The 16,346-nt window shown below is 38.6% G+C and carries 12 protein-coding genes and 1 tRNA gene; 2 read left to right on the top strand and 11 right to left on the bottom strand.

What is annotated here, in order from left to right; all coding sequences use genetic code 11:
- Nucleotides 1-186: 186 nt before the first annotated feature.
- On the top strand, nt 187-432 hold the full coding sequence (locus OQX63_RS05750; protein WP_265849935.1) for a helix-turn-helix domain-containing protein: 246 nt from the start codon (nt 187-189) through the stop codon (nt 430-432).
- Between the two features lie 166 nt (nt 433-598).
- Here the strand turns inward: OQX63_RS05750 and OQX63_RS05745 are convergent, their stop codons facing one another.
- The 6 genes from OQX63_RS05745 to OQX63_RS05720 form a co-directional block, all read right to left on the bottom strand.
- Entirely contained in the window at nt 599-1,648 is a 1,050-nt protein-coding gene (locus tag OQX63_RS05745; protein WP_265849934.1) for a CHAT domain-containing protein, read from the bottom strand.
- A gap of 221 nt (nt 1,649-1,869) precedes the next feature.
- Nucleotides 1,870-2,253, bottom strand: coding sequence for a YadA-like family protein (locus tag OQX63_RS05740; protein WP_265849933.1), 384 nt, complete (start codon nt 2,251-2,253; stop codon nt 1,870-1,872).
- 533 nt (nt 2,254-2,786) lie between these two features.
- Nucleotides 2,787-3,491, bottom strand: a complete 705-nt coding sequence (locus OQX63_RS05735) for a nucleotidyl transferase AbiEii/AbiGii toxin family protein (protein WP_265849932.1) — start codon at nt 3,489-3,491, stop codon at nt 2,787-2,789.
- Nucleotides 3,449-3,949: a DUF6922 domain-containing protein gene (locus OQX63_RS05730; RefSeq protein WP_265849931.1), complete on the bottom strand. Its 501-nt coding sequence runs from the start codon at nt 3,947-3,949 to the stop codon at nt 3,449-3,451. The genes OQX63_RS05735 and OQX63_RS05730 overlap by 43 nt, the downstream gene beginning before the upstream one ends.
- A gap of 83 nt (nt 3,950-4,032) precedes the next feature.
- The gene (locus OQX63_RS05725) at nt 4,033-5,250 is read right to left on the bottom strand and encodes a site-specific integrase (protein WP_265849930.1); all 1,218 of its coding nucleotides are present in this window, start codon (nt 5,248-5,250) and stop codon (nt 4,033-4,035) included.
- Between the two features lie 249 nt (nt 5,251-5,499).
- Nucleotides 5,500-5,572 (bottom strand) — tRNA-Lys (locus OQX63_RS05720).
- Nucleotides 5,573-5,964: 392 nt separating this feature from the next.
- On the opposite strand from OQX63_RS05720, the gene OQX63_RS05715 reads away from it, so the two are divergent.
- The gene (locus OQX63_RS05715) at nt 5,965-6,585 is read left to right on the top strand and encodes a Crp/Fnr family transcriptional regulator (protein WP_265849929.1); all 621 of its coding nucleotides are present in this window, start codon (nt 5,965-5,967) and stop codon (nt 6,583-6,585) included.
- A 126-nt stretch (nt 6,586-6,711) separates the two neighbouring features.
- On the opposite strand, the gene OQX63_RS05710 is transcribed toward OQX63_RS05715, so the two are convergent.
- The 5 genes from OQX63_RS05710 to OQX63_RS05690 all read right to left on the bottom strand — a co-directional run bounded on the left by OQX63_RS05710 (nt 6,712) and on the right by OQX63_RS05690 (nt 16,209).
- Entirely contained in the window at nt 6,712-7,743 is a 1,032-nt protein-coding gene (locus tag OQX63_RS05710; protein WP_265849928.1) for a cellulase family glycosylhydrolase, read from the bottom strand.
- 61 nt (nt 7,744-7,804) lie between these two features.
- Nucleotides 7,805-9,640 (bottom strand): glycoside hydrolase family 35 protein, encoded by a 1,836-nt coding sequence (locus OQX63_RS05705; protein ID WP_265849927.1) that lies wholly within the window; start codon nt 9,638-9,640, stop codon nt 7,805-7,807.
- 131 nt (nt 9,641-9,771) lie between these two features.
- Nucleotides 9,772-11,295: a glycoside hydrolase gene (locus OQX63_RS05700; protein WP_265849926.1), complete on the bottom strand. Its 1,524-nt coding sequence runs from the start codon at nt 11,293-11,295 to the stop codon at nt 9,772-9,774.
- Nucleotides 11,296-11,317: 22 nt separating this feature from the next.
- Nucleotides 11,318-13,018, bottom strand: coding sequence for a RagB/SusD family nutrient uptake outer membrane protein (locus OQX63_RS05695; protein WP_265849925.1), 1,701 nt, complete (start codon nt 13,016-13,018; stop codon nt 11,318-11,320).
- 5 nt (nt 13,019-13,023) lie between these two features.
- Nucleotides 13,024-16,209 (bottom strand): SusC/RagA family TonB-linked outer membrane protein, encoded by a 3,186-nt coding sequence (locus OQX63_RS05690; protein ID WP_265849924.1) that lies wholly within the window; start codon nt 16,207-16,209, stop codon nt 13,024-13,026.
- Between the last annotated feature and the right edge of the window lie 137 nt (nt 16,210-16,346).

Here is a 16,346-nt window from a genome sequence, read left to right as displayed (position 1 = left end):
ACTTACTCTCGCGGGAATAAACTGTCAGATTTAGTTGCGAGGCTTGTTAGCAATTCCTTTACCGATGATAGAACTGCAATATTATTTTTTGTTCCTTTATTTTTTCATAAAGCTAATTTAAGAAAGATTACTTTTAATAGCAAATTTGCTATTAATTATTTTGTTTTATAGCTGTCTATTTGTTTTGTGAAGTATCTAAAAGACGAAGATTTTATTAAGAAATTCGGCCAAAAGCTGAAGCAGGTACGCGAAAGCCGTGGACTATCTCAAGAACAGCTATCATTACTAACTGAAGTATCGCAAAGCCAGATAGCAAGAACTGAACTAGGACAGGTTAACACCAGCATCAGCCATGTTTCGATTTATGCGAAGTTCTTAAAGGTTGACCCGAGAGATTTGTTTGATTTTTCTGAATTAAATTCGGGAAAATGAAGAGACTTGTACCCCTTTAAAATTGAAGTAGCATAGTTAGGTTGAAATTTGAAGTACAGCCAAAGATGTTTTTTTTAATTGGCAAATTGATTTGGAGAAAATAGAGTAAAAGTCTCCTTGAATTCAATTCTGCTAAAATTTCACTTAGCAGAAGGCTTTTAATTTTTTAAGGTTTTACCAATATTATCTCGTTCGAGTTCATTCCATATTTTATAAATAATTCTGGTGTGTTTTCTTCTTTTATGCCTTCCATCATCAATAATGCTTTAGCCTGTTGGAAAGCTTTGCCAACAGAATGACCAAAACCAATTGAAGAATAGAATTGTGAAGAAAAAACTCTTGCTGCTTCATCTCCAATTGATGTATTCATTCCTATTGTTGCATCTACAAATTGAGATACTGCTTCAGCTTGATTTCTAGAATAGCAAGTATTAAAAAATACAAGTCTAATATTTTCTGATGACGCCATCATCGTCTGAACGATAGCTTCTTTGCTAACCAATTTCGCAGTACCATCTTGAGCTTGAAAAACTATTTCATCTTCGTTTGAACCATGACCGCTGAAATGCACAATTGTAGGATTAAAATCATTCAAAGCTTGAAGCAAATCCATTGGTTGTAACGCCCAGCAAGATTCAAGTTTTACAGAATCTCTGAGTTTCGCTTTTCTTATCATATCCGAAATAGATCGAGCTTCTTCGTCGAGACGCAATTGCACCTGATCTATTGGATTGGATGCCAAAAATAAAACTGTGATTTTCTCGGGAATATTTTTTAATTCCTTGATTTCATTTAAAGTATTTCGATGCAATTTATCATGAAGATATAACGTTGAATTTATATTTCTTAAGCTTCTTTCCTGATCTTTAGTGATTTTTTCAGCTTCAGCATTTCTTTTTTTATCAAGATTGCTTTGTTCTTTCTCAATTTTGGTTTGGTAATCAAAAATTTCCTTTTCTTTCTTAGCAATCTTAGATTCTATATCTGCTATTTTCTTATTTGTATCAGCTATGTTTTTATTATATCGCTCAATCTCTTTCATTTTTGAGTTGACTGTACTTACAATCTTTGTACGTTTAATCGACTCAGATGCTGAATTTATTTTTTTATTCAAATCAGATAGTTTTACAAATTCCTTTGCCTTTTCTGAATTTAAACTAGCAAGTTCCCTTTGCTTACTAATTTTTGAATTTCGATAAGAATCTATTAAAGCCATATTAAAATTTTCTAAAATATTTTACTAAATAGGTTTACTTGCAAATTCATCAATTTCCGATGACATAGAAACTGTTTTGGCTTTTCCTTTGACCAGTGTTTACAAAGTTTTAAATCGAGTCGGAAATATTTACCCCTACAAAATTGCATTAGAAGCCAAGAACCAAATGTTTACACTTCAGCCCATTTGACGCAATACCCTTGCAAGTGTTAATTTTGGGATTAGTTTATCTTTCTCCCATAAACTGTAATTTTTATAGTTGGTATAATTTGTATTTGAATACCTTTTCCTAATCCAATACTAAAGCTCTTATTGTCAACTCTTCTTCCATTTTCATCGTAAAAGGTACCTAAAGAATATGCAGTTCTTCCATTTGAATGATAGGCAGTTCCTAGCGAAAATGCGGTTCTTCCATTACTATGGTAAACAGTCCCTAACGAATATGCGGTTCTTCCATTTTCATGATAGGCAGTTCCTAATGAATACGCAGTTCTTCCGTTTTCGTGATAGGCAGTTCCTAACGAATATGCGGTTCTTCCGTTTTCATGATAAGCACTTCCTAAAGACCATTTTGCTCTCCCGTTTGAATGATGTGTTGTTGACATAATTAGTTTATTGTTTTTTTTAGTTTATTTGACTCAGCCTAAAGTTACCGTATTACTGTTGAATTTATATTACTCGGCCATCCAAAGTCCAGCCAAATTCGTTAGCATCAGATGACAATTTCGTCTTGTTGATCATTTGTCTTTAAAACATCAAGCTTTCAAAACTAAATCTAAAATATTGGCGCACCTTATGGGAAACCGTAAACAATTAAAATATGGGAATGGATTGTATAAAAAGAGAGATAGAGTTAAAGAACTTTAAACTAAAATAAGGTAATCAGCTGACAATTAAAAACAGCAATTTAAACGGTAATAGTTGACTGCAATTCTACAGAATATGGTGCCGATTGGTTAAGCGAAGCAGGAATGATCTCCAACCATTTCCGCTAAATCTAAATTAATGCTCACCATCAACCGCAACTCAGTTTGTCTTTTGAACCAATTAAAATACTTCATATCTTAAGGTGCCAATTTGGTACCTTAAGATAAGATAGGTTATCACGAATTGTGATAACCTATCTTATTGTGAAAATCTAGCGACTCATCCCTCTGCCACGGTCATTTTTCTGGCTATTTTTTGCCTCCTGAAGCTTACGATACAATTCCCTGCTTTCTAGTAGACTGGTATATTCACGTACCGCCTTTGAAATGCTTTTCTGCACATCCTGCCATTTTAGCTTTCCATCCATCAGTTTTACGGGAACATTAAAGTCAATATCGTTATGGTACATTAGAGACGACCTAGCAGTGTTAGAGTCGACATTTGGATATTTCTGGCAGTAGTAATCCAATATTTCATCTAAAGGCATTTCCATTAACAGGTAATGTATATCGATAAAATCCTTGATCCGTTGTCCACTATTGACAATTGCATTAATCTTCATGGCCGATATATCCTGATTGGACATCATCCTTATGCCTTCGATTGTTTCTATTGGCCTGATAGATGGATACTTGTGCGAGATAAAATCAAAATCAACTTCGCCAATGCTACCACTTACATAGTTGCTCTTGTGGCGTTTTACATCTGCGCCATAGCTGTTCCTTAAGTATACAGCGAGTTCATCACCATCAAAGTCCGATGAGCTGAAAAGGTCGATATCTATGGATTCCCTATGGCCGATCCTCAGGGATAATGCGGTACCGCCTACAAGGTAAAAGGAGTTGAGCTGATGGTCTTGCATCAGTGTCTGGATTAGATCCAGTGTCCCTGGTGTAACTGTTTCTTTGTGTAACATCTGAGTTTTTCTTTGCTCAACTGAAAATATTTGCAAACGGCCTCCATGGTCATATCAGAAAGATAGGTGATGTCTTCTTTGAGGGCTCGGATTACGTTTTCTCTACCATAAAACCTGATCATCTCTTCCCAATCCATTGTATTGCCTTTATCAAGCACCCGTTCGATAACGGTTTTGTAACTCCTGTTCCAGTCCAGTTTTTCAAAATCGAAATCCCAGAACAGTACCTTTGGAAGGTCTGGTCTTATGACCTTTTGTATCAGTGGATGTCTTTCAATTTTGATTTCATCGTTTTCGAATGGAACCTTTTTTTTCGAAAGATAGTTGTTCAATGTATGATAGTTATAGGTTGGGTAGCTGTCGCAAAATCCTTTCAGACTTGAAAACACATCGATATCTGTACTGGCAAATCTTTTCCAATGCACAACGATTACTCTTTTGTTCAATTCCTTTAACATCCTACAAATCTAACTAAAACAGGAATTAATGCCTAATATTTTTAAATATTTGTCAGTTGGCTGTGGTTATTAAATTTATTGATTTATATCATAGCTAACTTTTTCTTTAGCACTGCCATGTCTTCGCTTACTTTGATATCCAAAATCTTCGCGTAATGCTGGGTGGTCCTGATGTTCGTATGTCCGAGCATCTTCGATACACTTTCAATCGGAACGCCGTTCAACAGCGTAACCGTTGTGGCGAATGTGTGGCGAGCAATATGCGAAGTCAGCTTCTTTTCTATGCCGCACAGGTCGGCAATCTCCTTCAGGTATTCGTTCATCTTTTGGTTGCTGGGAACAGGAAGAAGCAAGCCTTTATTAAGGCAAACTTTGTTGGTTGCGTACCTGTCGACAATCTCAACAGCTGTTGACAGTAGCGGAACCGACGATCTTGTTTTGGTTTTCTGCCTATTGGTAAAGATCCATCGGTCGCCATCAATTCCCTTTCTGATATTCTCCTGTTTCAGTTTGAAGACATCGACATAAGCCAAACCAGTAAAACAGCAGAAAATAAAAACATCTCTCACCTGCTTCAATCTCTCCGATAAAAACTCTTTTCCCGCGATATGAGCCAATTCCTCCTTGTTCAGATAAAAGCGATCAACATTCTTTGTTTTGCCTTTATAAGCTGTAAATGGCGATTTATCTATCCATTCATTCTCCATACAGATGCGAAGGATTTTCCCGAGGTTCTTAATGCTTTTTACAACATAGTTGTTCGCGCAGTTCTTATCAGACCTTAGGTAATGGTCAAATCCGTTCAGAAATGCCTGGTCGATAGTTCTAATGTCCATATCGGCTACACCATATTTCAAAGGAATAAAAACTTTAAGGTGTCTTTCCAGAACTTTATAACGGTTCAACGTGCCACGCACATAATCTTTACCCACAAGCTGCTCCATCTTTAAATTATGATCGGCAACCGCTTCCAATAGGGTATGTGAATTAATGAGCGTACCTAGATAACTTGATTTGATGGCATCGGCAGTAATAGGCAACCCCATATCGAAAACACGTTGATGGGCATAATACACTGCATTCTGCAATTGGTCAAGATGGGTGTTCAACACCTTGATCTCTTCTTTTGAGCCGATAGCTCTGCCACCCTTGGCGTTCCATCGCTTAGGGTCGCAATCCCGATTGGTGGCCATCTCTACACGATTTCCCTCTACGGTAATCCTCATGTAGATCGGCACATTTCCACTTACATAGTTCTTTTGCTTTTTCAAATAGAAAAGCAGGCTAAAATTGGTCTTCATAATCTAACGATTAAAGGTGAAACAAAAATAGCTTTGCAACTAAATCTACACAAGATGTTCAGTTTGTAACAACCTGTACAATAAATAATTATGTACAATTCGGTGAGTCAATTTTAACCGTTTTGCCTTACTCACCGAATCACTCACCAAAGTTTTGTGAATTCGTGTGAAATTTGGCAATTCCCTAAAAGCAAAAACCCTGCTAATCGTGCGATTGCAGGGTTTTATACATTTTGATAGTCTTTGGTGTGATCCCGCTGGGATTCGAACCCAGGACCACTACATTAAAAGTGTAATGCTCTACCAGCTGAGCTACGGAATCATTTCTCCCTTTCGAGGCTGCGAAGTTAGGAATTAAATTCAATCTTGCAAAAGGTAAATTAAAAATATTTAATAAAAAGTTAACATGAACTTCACAAAATGGGGTTAAATATTTATAAATCATCTAATTAAACAAGAACAAAAAAAAATATTTATCAGGCAACTTAATTACAAAATCAATCAACCTGAGGTAAGAAAATATTTCTCCTTAACATAAAACATAATTAACTGGTAAAACAGCTTAAAAGCGAAGCCATCTCCCCTACATGCATGATGTATTTTTATGGATTTGTAACGGCCGGCAATTAACATTCCTATTGGGTGTAAATAAATTATTGTTTTTTTTATTTTCATACTTATTTTCACTTTTTAATACAAACTCGCTTTTCTCTAATGAATATTGAAAACATTTATGGTGAAGATAAATGGGCTACACTTGGTGGTTTCTCGCCACTTATTTCGGTCTTTAGGGCTTACCATGCACTTACTCCAGAAATGGAAGACATTATTAACCGCGACACATTTCCTGTGCATTTTGCCAAAAACAAACATATTGCCTCGCCATTAAAACGTAACCGTTACATTTTTCTGATTTTAGAAGGCGCAGTACACGGCTACCTCAAAATGGGAAATAAAAAAATTACCACCTGGATTTCTGCAGAAAATGAATTGGCAGGAACCATCAGAAATTTATGGGAGAATGAAAGCTCTGACGAATATGTTGAAACGATAGATCCCGTATTTGCGATCGCCATTCCACATGAGATGACAAAATTTCTTTACGAAAATTTTGCTATAGCAAATTATATCGGCAGAAAAATGACCGAAACTTATTTCCAGGGGGCATCTGAAAGGGCTTTTATCTGCAGGCTCCCTACCGCATTAAAACGTTACCAAAGGTTTTTAGTTAACTATCCGCACCTCATCAACCGTGTGCCTTTAAAGTATGTGGCTTCATTTGTAGGTATGAGGTTAGAAACATTGAGCAGAATCAGGAAAAAAGCACTTACATAAAAATAATAGTATGCCAGGTTGCTTATAAAGCACATTCTGGCATACTCCAAACGTTTGCGCAATATTTCTGACCAAAACAATAGCGCATATAATTAGGAGAAGGCTTTTTTTCCAATTAAAATCATATTATAAACCCCATCCATACCTGATACGGCTTAAGCCTGATGTATTGGTGGTGGTTAAAGTAATATTATTGCCACTTCCGCCGCGGTTCTGGATACTGTAACTGTCGTTGTCCCTAAGCCCAGGCCAGTATACGCTGGCAACTTTATCATTTCTAAATACATTGGTAGAACCAACTATGTAGGCAATCTCATTGTCACTTCCAACGGAACCTGTGTAATTTTTGCCTGTGGTCATGGCGGCGCCGTACTCCGTAACAACAGTACGACTTGCGTAATTGCCAAAACGGTTTCTCCAATCGCTCTCCCATGCAGATTGAGATCGGGTAGCCCAAAAAGCATAGTTATGCAAGGACAGCGAACAACCCGAAAAACGGCTATCGGCACCAACACCTGTTACATTTTCCGAATAGCCGGTACCGCCTAATAGAATCCTCCCCTTGCTTACGTTAGGATATCGGGATAACCATTCGGCATAAATAGCTGTTAGTTGAGTAAGCGAATAACTGTATGGCTCATTCATAGGTTCGAAATACACATTGGCATTGTTACCATATTTATCCACTACGGTTTGCCACATGTCCCAAAACTGCGTGGTATTATCTATCGTACCATTGTGGGAAGACGCGCTTTCCCAACAAGCAAGAATTACTTTCATATTTTTGCTCAATGCGCGATCTATTGCGCCAGTATAAGCACCCCACCATGCTTCTGCTACACTAGGAGGATTAATGGGTAATCTAACTGTATTTACGCCAGGCATATTCGTTTGAAACCCCGTTAGAATGGCATTTGCCTTTGCTGATACGGTGGTATAATTATCACCAGCGGTTAATCCTGACGGGATAACCCAGCCATCAACAAAATTGTCACGGCCATCAGCCCAGTTTACCCCTGCAATACCTGCGGCACCTACCGATTCTACACTTGCTTTTTCAGTCTTTGGGGTTTCTGTAACTAACTCTTGTTTTTTACAGCCGATTAAGCATGTGCTTAACATAACGGCCATCGTTACAACTGACGTTTTAATTTTCATAGGTTTTGTAATTAATACTTGGTTAGTGAGGCGTTAATTTAAGAAGAAAATCGAAATACTATTATTTTAATTCATTTAAAATAGGCTTATCCAGACTGGTTAATGTATTTTGCTTTGGTTTAAGCAATTCAAAAACTACAATTTCATTCTTTCCTTTTTTAAGCCATTCTGCTGGCAGATAGATGGTTTGCTGTGGTCCAATGCCCCAATATTTACCTAAATTATGTCCGTTAACCCAAACCAGTCCTTTGCCCCATTGGCGCATATCTAAATACGTATCGGCAACTTTTGTTAAATTAAAGAAACCCGATTTAAGTACCGCGGCAGATTGGCTGTTTACTTTAGCTTGTATTTTTTGGGTATCTACTTTATCAAATGGTAAAGGATACATTTTCCACGATTTAATTTCCTGACCATTAAAAGTTACATTTTTAGTAATCCCTTTATTGTTTTTAAGCAGATAAGGCCCAAAATTGATCCTCCCCAGGTTTTCTACCAAAATATCCAGTTGTACAGTGCCGGCAGGCAGATTAAGCACTAAACTATCCTGGTAAAGCCTCCTGTCTAAAACGCCAACCAGTTTTTTGTTGATGTATACTAATCCGTAATCACGCAGCTCGTTAATTTTAATTACGCCTTTACGTCCACCTTTTATGGTGCTGCTGTATAACACAAAACCATAGGGTTGGTTAAGGGCCTCGAAAGTTAATGGTCGTTCGCTTAATTTTGGTTTACCGATCAGGCTAAAGATGTCGGTAGATTTATTAAATGTAATGGCAGGCAACGTCGCAGCAGGTTTAGCAGCAGGTACATCAGGAAGTACCTGGTTCGCTGCCAAATTCTTTTTAATCACTTCGCGGAAAAGCATAAATTTTGGTGTTGCATTACCCGCTTCATCTAAAGGTGCATCATAGTCATAACTGCTAATCTGTGGTTCGTAAGCAGTAGAATCGTTGTAGTTTGCTCCATTCATAAAACCCCGGGTTGTACCGCCATGAAACATATACATGTTGATGGAAATGCCACCTTTAAGTGCGGTATCCAGTTTGTTGGCGTATGTTTTTGGATCTACTTCATGGTGTTTAGTGCCCCACCAATCGAACCATGCCGGATACCATTCTGGCACAAAGTAAGGGCCTTTGCCATTGTTATATTTGTTAATCAGTGCTCTGATCTGAGTTGGATTATCGATCCCGTTAACGCCTGGAAGCAAACCCGCCAAATGCCCGCCTTCTAATGCGGCAACCGGATCGCAGGTAGAAAGTACACCATCAAAACCGGCATCTTTAAACAGCTGTTCATTAATTTTCAGGTATTCTTTGTCGTTTCCATAAGAACCATATTCGTTTTCTACCTGCACCATTAAAATGTTGCCACCATGGTTAATCTGCAATGGCGCTAAACGTTTACCAATCTCTGTAATATATTCTTTATACTCTTTTAAATATTGTGCTTCTTTACTTCTTACCTGTAAACCTTTAATGTTCTGCAACCAAAATGGATAGCCGCCAAATTCCCATTCTGCACACACATATGGACTAGGGCGAAGCAATACCCATAAACCTTCTTCTTTTGCAATGCGTACAAATTCAGCAATGTCATTATTACCAGAAAAATCGAACTGATCTTTCTGCGGCTCATGCACGTTCCAAAACACATAAGTACCGATGGTATTTAAACCCATCGCTTTAGCCATTTTCATTCTATCGCGCCAGGCCTCTCTTGGTATGCGCGGATAATGCATTTCGCCCGAAATGATCTGAAAGGGTTTATTATCGAGCAGAAAAACAGAGTCTGCCAGTTTAAAAGTATGCTTAACTTGTGCGAATGCACCAAAGCTGGCAAAACAAGTAATTAAAATTACTTTAATTAGTATGTGTTTTAAGGTAGGTTTCATTAAAGAGGTATTATTATTTAAAAAATCAAAAGCATAGTTTTTCCATATCATCTTATAAAATGCTTTGCAGCACAAACCAAATGTTATGGGTTTAAAAAATGAGGAACGTTATCATTTCAAATTAATCAGATTTAATTACTGATTACGGTGGTAACAGATTTAGCAGGAATACGCACATGTTTGGTATCCTGATATTGTTTGTACGGCGATAAATTGTATTGATCTGAAGTAACGTAGGTTTGTACAAAACTTTGTTTATTTCCTTTTACCTCCATGTTCAGATCAAGATCTTTTTCTGTAGGATTAACCAATACGGTTATAAGCTTATTATTTTGCAGATAAGATGATACATCTACCTGAGGTAAATCTGTCCCCATAGTTTTAACCTGAAGGCGTTTACTACCAGGGGTAACAAAACGGCTATAATTACCTAATGCCCACAACAGCTTGCTATCATAAACCTGACCATCTGTTTTATTTTTATCGATATAAACTAAACCATCCTTATAATCGCCGGCTGATACGGCCAACCACCACTGCCATGAGGTAGCGTTGGATATAACCAGGTCATGATGGATCAACCTCGCAATAAAAAGAGCTGTTACCATGCCTAAATCGCGTTTCTCGCCTTTAAGCACCTCATCACCAAGTACACAATATTCAGACATCCAATATCTTAAACCTTTTATTTGCGCTACTGCTTCGGCTGTTTTTTTACGAACAGCAATAAATTTTTCTTCTGGGCTGGTGGTAAAATAACTATGTCCAGAAATAGATTGATCTATATTAGCAAGGTTGCCTACATAATTGGGCGAAGAAGGATTAAAGAACTGATGTACCTGATTTCCCTTTGCACTGTTGCCATTATCGTATAAATAATCTAGCTGACCAGCCTCACCGATCTGTATTTTGGTTTTAACCTGGTTTTTAACCAAAGCAGCATTAACACCCCTGTAAAGCTGAGCAAGTTCGGCATTGTTATATGGACAGCCTTCCTGGTTGTGCTCATTCCATTTCCACTGGGGCTCGTTTGCAGGGCTAAGGTAATTTAATTCAATTCCAGTTGTCTTTTTTATGCCTTTAATGGTTGTAGCCAGGTAATCGGCAAATTGAGGAAGTTTGTCAAAATTCAGGTTACAATTTCCATCTGTAGAGTAAGCTTTTCCATTTTTGGTAAATAGTACATGCGGACTATTCACAAACCCAATAAACTGTTTTACGCCACGGTTTTTGGCTGCTTTTAAAAACCAGATTTGTCCGGGCATTGCGTTCCAGTCATAAGTACCATCTGGCTGCAAAAAAGCGTATTGACGACGCCATTCGTCGCCAATATCGCTTGCCTTACCTTGGGCGGCACTGCCACCACCAATACTAAAACGCCACATGTTAAGCCCAATACCCAGGGGTTGCCCCGCTTTAGTAGTTTGGGTGCTAAAAAGCAAATCGGCCATCTTATCCTTTTTTTCTGCCGGCCATAAGCCTGCAAACTGACAAGTCCATGCATCAGAAGCACCAAATCCTTCGATGGTTTGAAATGTGATAGCGGGATCTATTTCTACTTTTAAAACAGTTTCTTGTGCAAGCGCTGTTCCGGCATATAAAAACAATGCCAGACAGATAAAAAAACGGTTAAGATGTGAGGATGACTTTAACATGCAAACAATTAATTTCTATTTATTAATAACCAGGGTTTTGCTGTAGTTTACCACCTGATGCCAAAATTTCGGCCCTAGGGATAGGTAACCAATAGTGTTTGGTTTCAAACTTACGACCATCCAAAGCAACTTTAGGCGTATAAGTAAAACCGGTACCGGTTTTGGTAATAATCATTCCGCCAGCAGGTTTGTTTTCGGTTACATCTGCAATTTTCCATCTTCTCACATCATAAAAACGATGTTCTTCGAAAGCAAGTTCTACCCTACGTTCGTAACGAACGGCATCACGCATTTGTGTCTGCGTAAGTCCAACAGCTAATTCAGGCATATTAACCCCTGGCCTTGCTCTTACCATATTGATGGCTTGTCTGGCCGACATTGAAGATCCGGATGGAACAGCGTCAGGTCCATAAGCTTCGTTGGCTGCTTCAGCATAGTTAAGCAAAATTTCTGCATATCTAAAATATATCCATGGCTGGAAACCTGCATTGCCCCAAGGGTTTTGCAATGGATAGGCATCATTCATATATTTTTTAAGGTAATAGCCGGTTTTACTGGTATTCCAGTTATCAATTCCATCTTTACTGTCTTTTCCTCCGGGAACAAAGGTTTCTATATTACGCTCGCGGTATGCGGCGCCATTGTATAAAATGGTTGCGGCAAAGCGTGGGTCGCGGCCTTTGTAAGGCTCATTGCTATCATAACCAGAAGTAGGATCGGTAATCGGTTTACCGTTGGCCATTTCATAATCGTCTACCAGGTTCTGCATCGGTAAATTTCCGCCCCAACCGCCATATCCGTTTGGTCCGTTTGCAATTTCTAAATGGGTGTGGTTGGCATTTTTGGTAAACAACCTTGCAAAAATAACTTCATTGCTTTGGTCGGTTAAAAACAAGTTGGCGTATCCACCGGTATATATTCCATACTTATTTAAAGAAATAACGGCTTGTGCTGCGGTAACAGCTGCCTGCCAGGTACCTGCATTATATAACGGGCTTGCCGCATACAACAGCAAACGCGATTTAAGTGCTAATGCAGCGCCTTTGGTAGCTCTACCAGTTAACCAGCCACTACTATTATCCAAAGGTAAATCTGCAGCAGCCTGATCTAGCTGAGCGGCCACATAATCTATACAATCTTTAATTGAGGCACGTTCAAATAATGCCGGATCTTGTAGATTATCCGAAAGTTCGGTTATCTTATCGCCCATCAAAACAACACGACCATAGTTTCTGATTAAATCCTGATAACGAAAAGCCCTGATAAATTTAATTTCGGCTACCAACTGTTTTTTATGTGTTGCACTCATTGCAATTTTTGACAGTACTGATAGTGCATAATTACATTCTCTAATACCGCGATAACTCCTACCCCAATATACACCTGCACTTCCTAAATTTTCAGGTGCCAACTGTCCTCTCTGGATCAACCAGGTGGCATCATCATTATTATAAACAGATTCATCGGTAAAAGAACTCCACATGCTATACTCAAAACCTCTACCAAAACCTGGCACAGATCCGTCACCTTCCTTATCCTGCAAGCGTGTACCCAGGTATCGGTTGGTTATATAAGCCTCTAATGCTGTTGTATCACTTTCGATGGTAGCAGGCAAAAGAATATCGGTTGGTTCTACGTTTAAAATTTCTTTTTTACAGCCCACCATACTCCCTGAAATAAGGGATAGGCCTAAAAGTGTTATATATATTGATTTGATTTTCATGATGTTTAAAATTTAATATTGGCGCCCAGGTTAATAATGCGTTGTTGCGGGTAAAACTGTCCGCTACCGCTGGTTCCTTCCGGATCGTAATCTTTCACTTTAGAAATGGTGAATAAGTTAAAGGCACTGGCATAAACCCTTACTCCTGAAATATTAATGCGATCTAAGAAACTGGCTTTGATGTTATAGGCAAGCTCTACGTTTTTAAGCCTTAAAAATGAGGCATCATTTAACCAAAAAGTATTATTAAACTGTCCACCGCTAATGGCGTTAGAGGAACGGTCGGTTACCCTCGGATAAGTTCCGTTCGGGTTCGCTGCACTAAACCTGTTATCGGCCCAACTGCTGTAAAAGTTACCTACACTACCCGATTCTGGTAGAACATACTGGCTTACCTGTGCTTGTCCAGCCAATAAGATTGATACATCAAAATTTTTGTAAGAGGCACCAAGCGTAAATCCGTAAGTAATCTGAGGGATGTTGCTATATGGCGTTCTGGTCTGGTCATCGGCATTTATTACTCCATCATTATTGTAATCAAGGTATTTGAGATCACCAACTTTAGCACCGCTAACATGCGGATAAGCATCTAATTCCTGTTGCGTTCTAAATATACCTATGGCATTGTAAAGCAGGTTAGTATTTAGAGGCCCTCCCGTTTGGCGCTGATAATCTAGCGTACCACTGGCTTCATCAATAAAGATTACTTTACTTTTAGCATAAGTGATGTTGCCCGATGCATTCCATTTAAAGTTTTCGCCGTTGTGGTTATAACCTAAAGTAGCTTCGAAACCTTCGTTATTCACTTTACCGATATTTTCTGAAGGTACTAACGGCGTATAGTTCGCGCTGTTATCATTAAATGGATTTACAATACCTGAAGAACCTGGTACTGATGCATTACGTGTGGTTAAGATATCAGATCTTTTTTGCTGGAAATAAATGGCCTCAATACTAAAGTTTTTAAACACCGTGGCATTAATACCAATATCAAGCTTTTTAGCTACCTCCCAGGTAATGTTTGGATTTGCCAGTTTAACCAGGTTAACGCCTGGTTGTATGGTTGATGATGTGGCGCCCGGACTTTGAGCTACAAATCCATTTCCAACCAATACATAATTATCAAAATACTGGAAACCTTTTACATTATCGTTACCCAATGCACCGTATGAGGCCCTGATTTTTAAATTATCGACAAATTTAACATTATCGCTGAACCATTTTTCTTTTGACATCACCCATCCCACAGATGCAGAAGGAAAATAGCCATATCGCTTACCCTCCGGGAATATAGACGAACCATCAATACGTAACTGTCCTTCAAAGAGATATTTATCATCATAACTATAAGCTAAACGACTAATTACACTTTTACGGTTATAGTTTGAGCTGTATCCTGAGTTTAGATAATCGGTAGCCGCAGCACCACCTTGCGAAAGTTCGGGCAAATTGGTAGACAAAAAGTTAAAACGTTGTGCATCAAAATATTCTAAGTGGTTTTCGCTTTGCTCATACCCCACAAATGCATTGATATCGTGCAGATTGAAACGACGTGCATAATTCAACTTGATATTCGAAGTAAGCAACGACTCATTTTTATGGCTCTCAATCAGGGTAGCTCTTTGGTTATTGCCACCTGTAATTACACTGTTATAAGTTTTAGACGTAGGATCGTATTGGTATAACAGATAAGGTTTATTGAAGCTTTTGGTAAATACGTTGGATTTATCAGCCGAGAAGAAACCATCAACAGAAAGGCCTTCTACGCCAGGAACAATAAAAGTAGCTCTTAAAATACCATTTAAAACCTGTGTCGGCGATTTACTGGTTCCACCGATATCGGTAACCTGTACAGCAGGGTTTGAATTTTCTATACCAGTTGTAGGTAAACCGTTTGGATAATATGCAGCTACAATTGGTTTTGCCCTGTAAATAGACCTAAAAATATCGCCAGCAGCTACCTGAGGATACACACGATTTTCTTGTCTACCAGATACCGATAAACCAACTTTAAGGTATTTGGAAACGTTTGCATCTACATTTGTACGGAAATTGTACTGGTTGAATTTGGTCGCGCCATTTTTATACAAGCCATCCTGAGAAACGGTTCCTAACGACATGTAATACTTCACATCCTGGCCACCCCCATTGATAGAAAGGCTATGCTGACTCTGTAAAGCTGTTTTTTCTAATGTTTGATCGATCCAATCCGTATTCGGATATAACAAGGGATCGGAACCATTACGGAATTTTTCGATCTGATCTGCAGTGTAAGACTGATTAAGTCCGCCTGAAGGGTTAGAATCGAAATTGATTTCGTTCATGATCTGTGCATAGGTTGCCGCATCTGCCATTTTAGGCAATCTTGTTGGCGAGCTAAAACCCTGGTTAAAACTATAATTGATAGTTGGTTTACCTGTTTTGCCTTTTTTTGTAGTTACTAAAATTACCCCGTTGGCTGCTCTGTTACCATAAATGGCTGCAGAGGCATCTTTTAATACAGAAACGCTTTCAATATCATTTGGATCTAAACGTTCCAGTCCACCAATTTGCCCGGGAATTCCATCTACAACGATTAAAACGTTATTGCTCCCCGTAGTAGCCAAACCCCTGATCGTGATATTTGAACCATCATAACCAGGCTCACCACCTCTGTTGTTGATGACTACGCCAGAAAAACGACCAGCTAATGAATTGGATAAATTTGGTTGCGGACTCTTTACTAAGTCGGCTCCTTTTACCTGCGATATGGATCCGGTAAGCGTGGCTTTCTTCTGGGTGCCGTAACCAACCACCACTAACTCGTTCAGTGTTTTGGTATCAGGGCTAAGCTGAACATTAATGGTTGTTCTATCGCCAACGGTTTGCTCCTGACTGTTGTAGCCCACGTAAGAGAAAACAAGTACGTCGGTTGTGGCTGCCACACTAATACTAAATTTACCTTTCCCATCGGTTTGAACTGCTTTTTCAGTCCCCTTGATCTTAACCGCTACTCCCGGAAATGGCACTCCGTTTTCACTTGTAACAGTACCAGTTACCACAATCTCGCGCGCCAGTTTCATTTTCTCTGCCAATGCAGAAAAGGAAGAGGCGGTTACGGGTAAACTAATAGATAGGATAATTAGAAAAGCCAATGCTTTAATTTTAAAGAATTTTAAAGGTGAAAATTCCTTCAGATTTTTTTTTCTCATTTTGGTTTGCACATTAATATTTGGTTAGCAGATCAGATCTATAATTTAGATAACAGATTTGTTATTAGATTTTATAGTTATAGAACCGCTTATTAGGGGGCTAAAGTAGTACTAACAAACCATTTTAAAAGGGTACA

It is taken from the genome of Pedobacter sp. PF22-3 (genome assembly GCF_026239555.1).
Taxonomy (GTDB): domain Bacteria; phylum Bacteroidota; class Bacteroidia; order Sphingobacteriales; family Sphingobacteriaceae; genus Pedobacter.
Note: the sequence above shows the minus strand (reverse complement) of the source record. Positions and strands in the feature narration are given on the sequence as shown.

What these genes read in the sequence shown, in the direction of transcription:
- OQX63_RS05710 (WP_265849928.1), bottom strand. Translation starts at nt 7,743, where the DNA reads ATGAAAATTAAAACGTCAGTTGTAACGATGGCCGTTATGTTAAGCACA.
- OQX63_RS05730 (WP_265849931.1), bottom strand. Translation starts at nt 3,949, where the DNA reads ATGTTAAAGGAATTGAACAAAAGAGTAATCGTTGTGCATTGGAAAAGA.
- OQX63_RS05695 (WP_265849925.1), bottom strand. Translation starts at nt 13,018, where the DNA reads ATGAAAATCAAATCAATATATATAACACTTTTAGGCCTATCCCTTATT.
- OQX63_RS05745 (WP_265849934.1), bottom strand. Translation starts at nt 1,648, where the DNA reads ATGGCTTTAATAGATTCTTATCGAAATTCAAAAATTAGTAAGCAAAGG.
- OQX63_RS05690 (WP_265849924.1), bottom strand. Translation starts at nt 16,209, where the DNA reads ATGAGAAAAAAAAATCTGAAGGAATTTTCACCTTTAAAATTCTTTAAA.
- OQX63_RS05715 (WP_265849929.1), top strand. Translation starts at nt 5,965, where the DNA reads ATGAATATTGAAAACATTTATGGTGAAGATAAATGGGCTACACTTGGT.
- OQX63_RS05700 (WP_265849926.1), bottom strand. Translation starts at nt 11,295, where the DNA reads ATGTTAAAGTCATCCTCACATCTTAACCGTTTTTTTATCTGTCTGGCA.
- OQX63_RS05735 (WP_265849932.1), bottom strand. Translation starts at nt 3,491, where the DNA reads ATGTTACACAAAGAAACAGTTACACCAGGGACACTGGATCTAATCCAG.
- OQX63_RS05705 (WP_265849927.1), bottom strand. Translation starts at nt 9,640, where the DNA reads ATGAAACCTACCTTAAAACACATACTAATTAAAGTAATTTTAATTACT.
- OQX63_RS05740 (WP_265849933.1), bottom strand. Translation starts at nt 2,253, where the DNA reads ATGTCAACAACACATCATTCAAACGGGAGAGCAAAATGGTCTTTAGGA.
- OQX63_RS05725 (WP_265849930.1), bottom strand. Translation starts at nt 5,250, where the DNA reads ATGAAGACCAATTTTAGCCTGCTTTTCTATTTGAAAAAGCAAAAGAAC.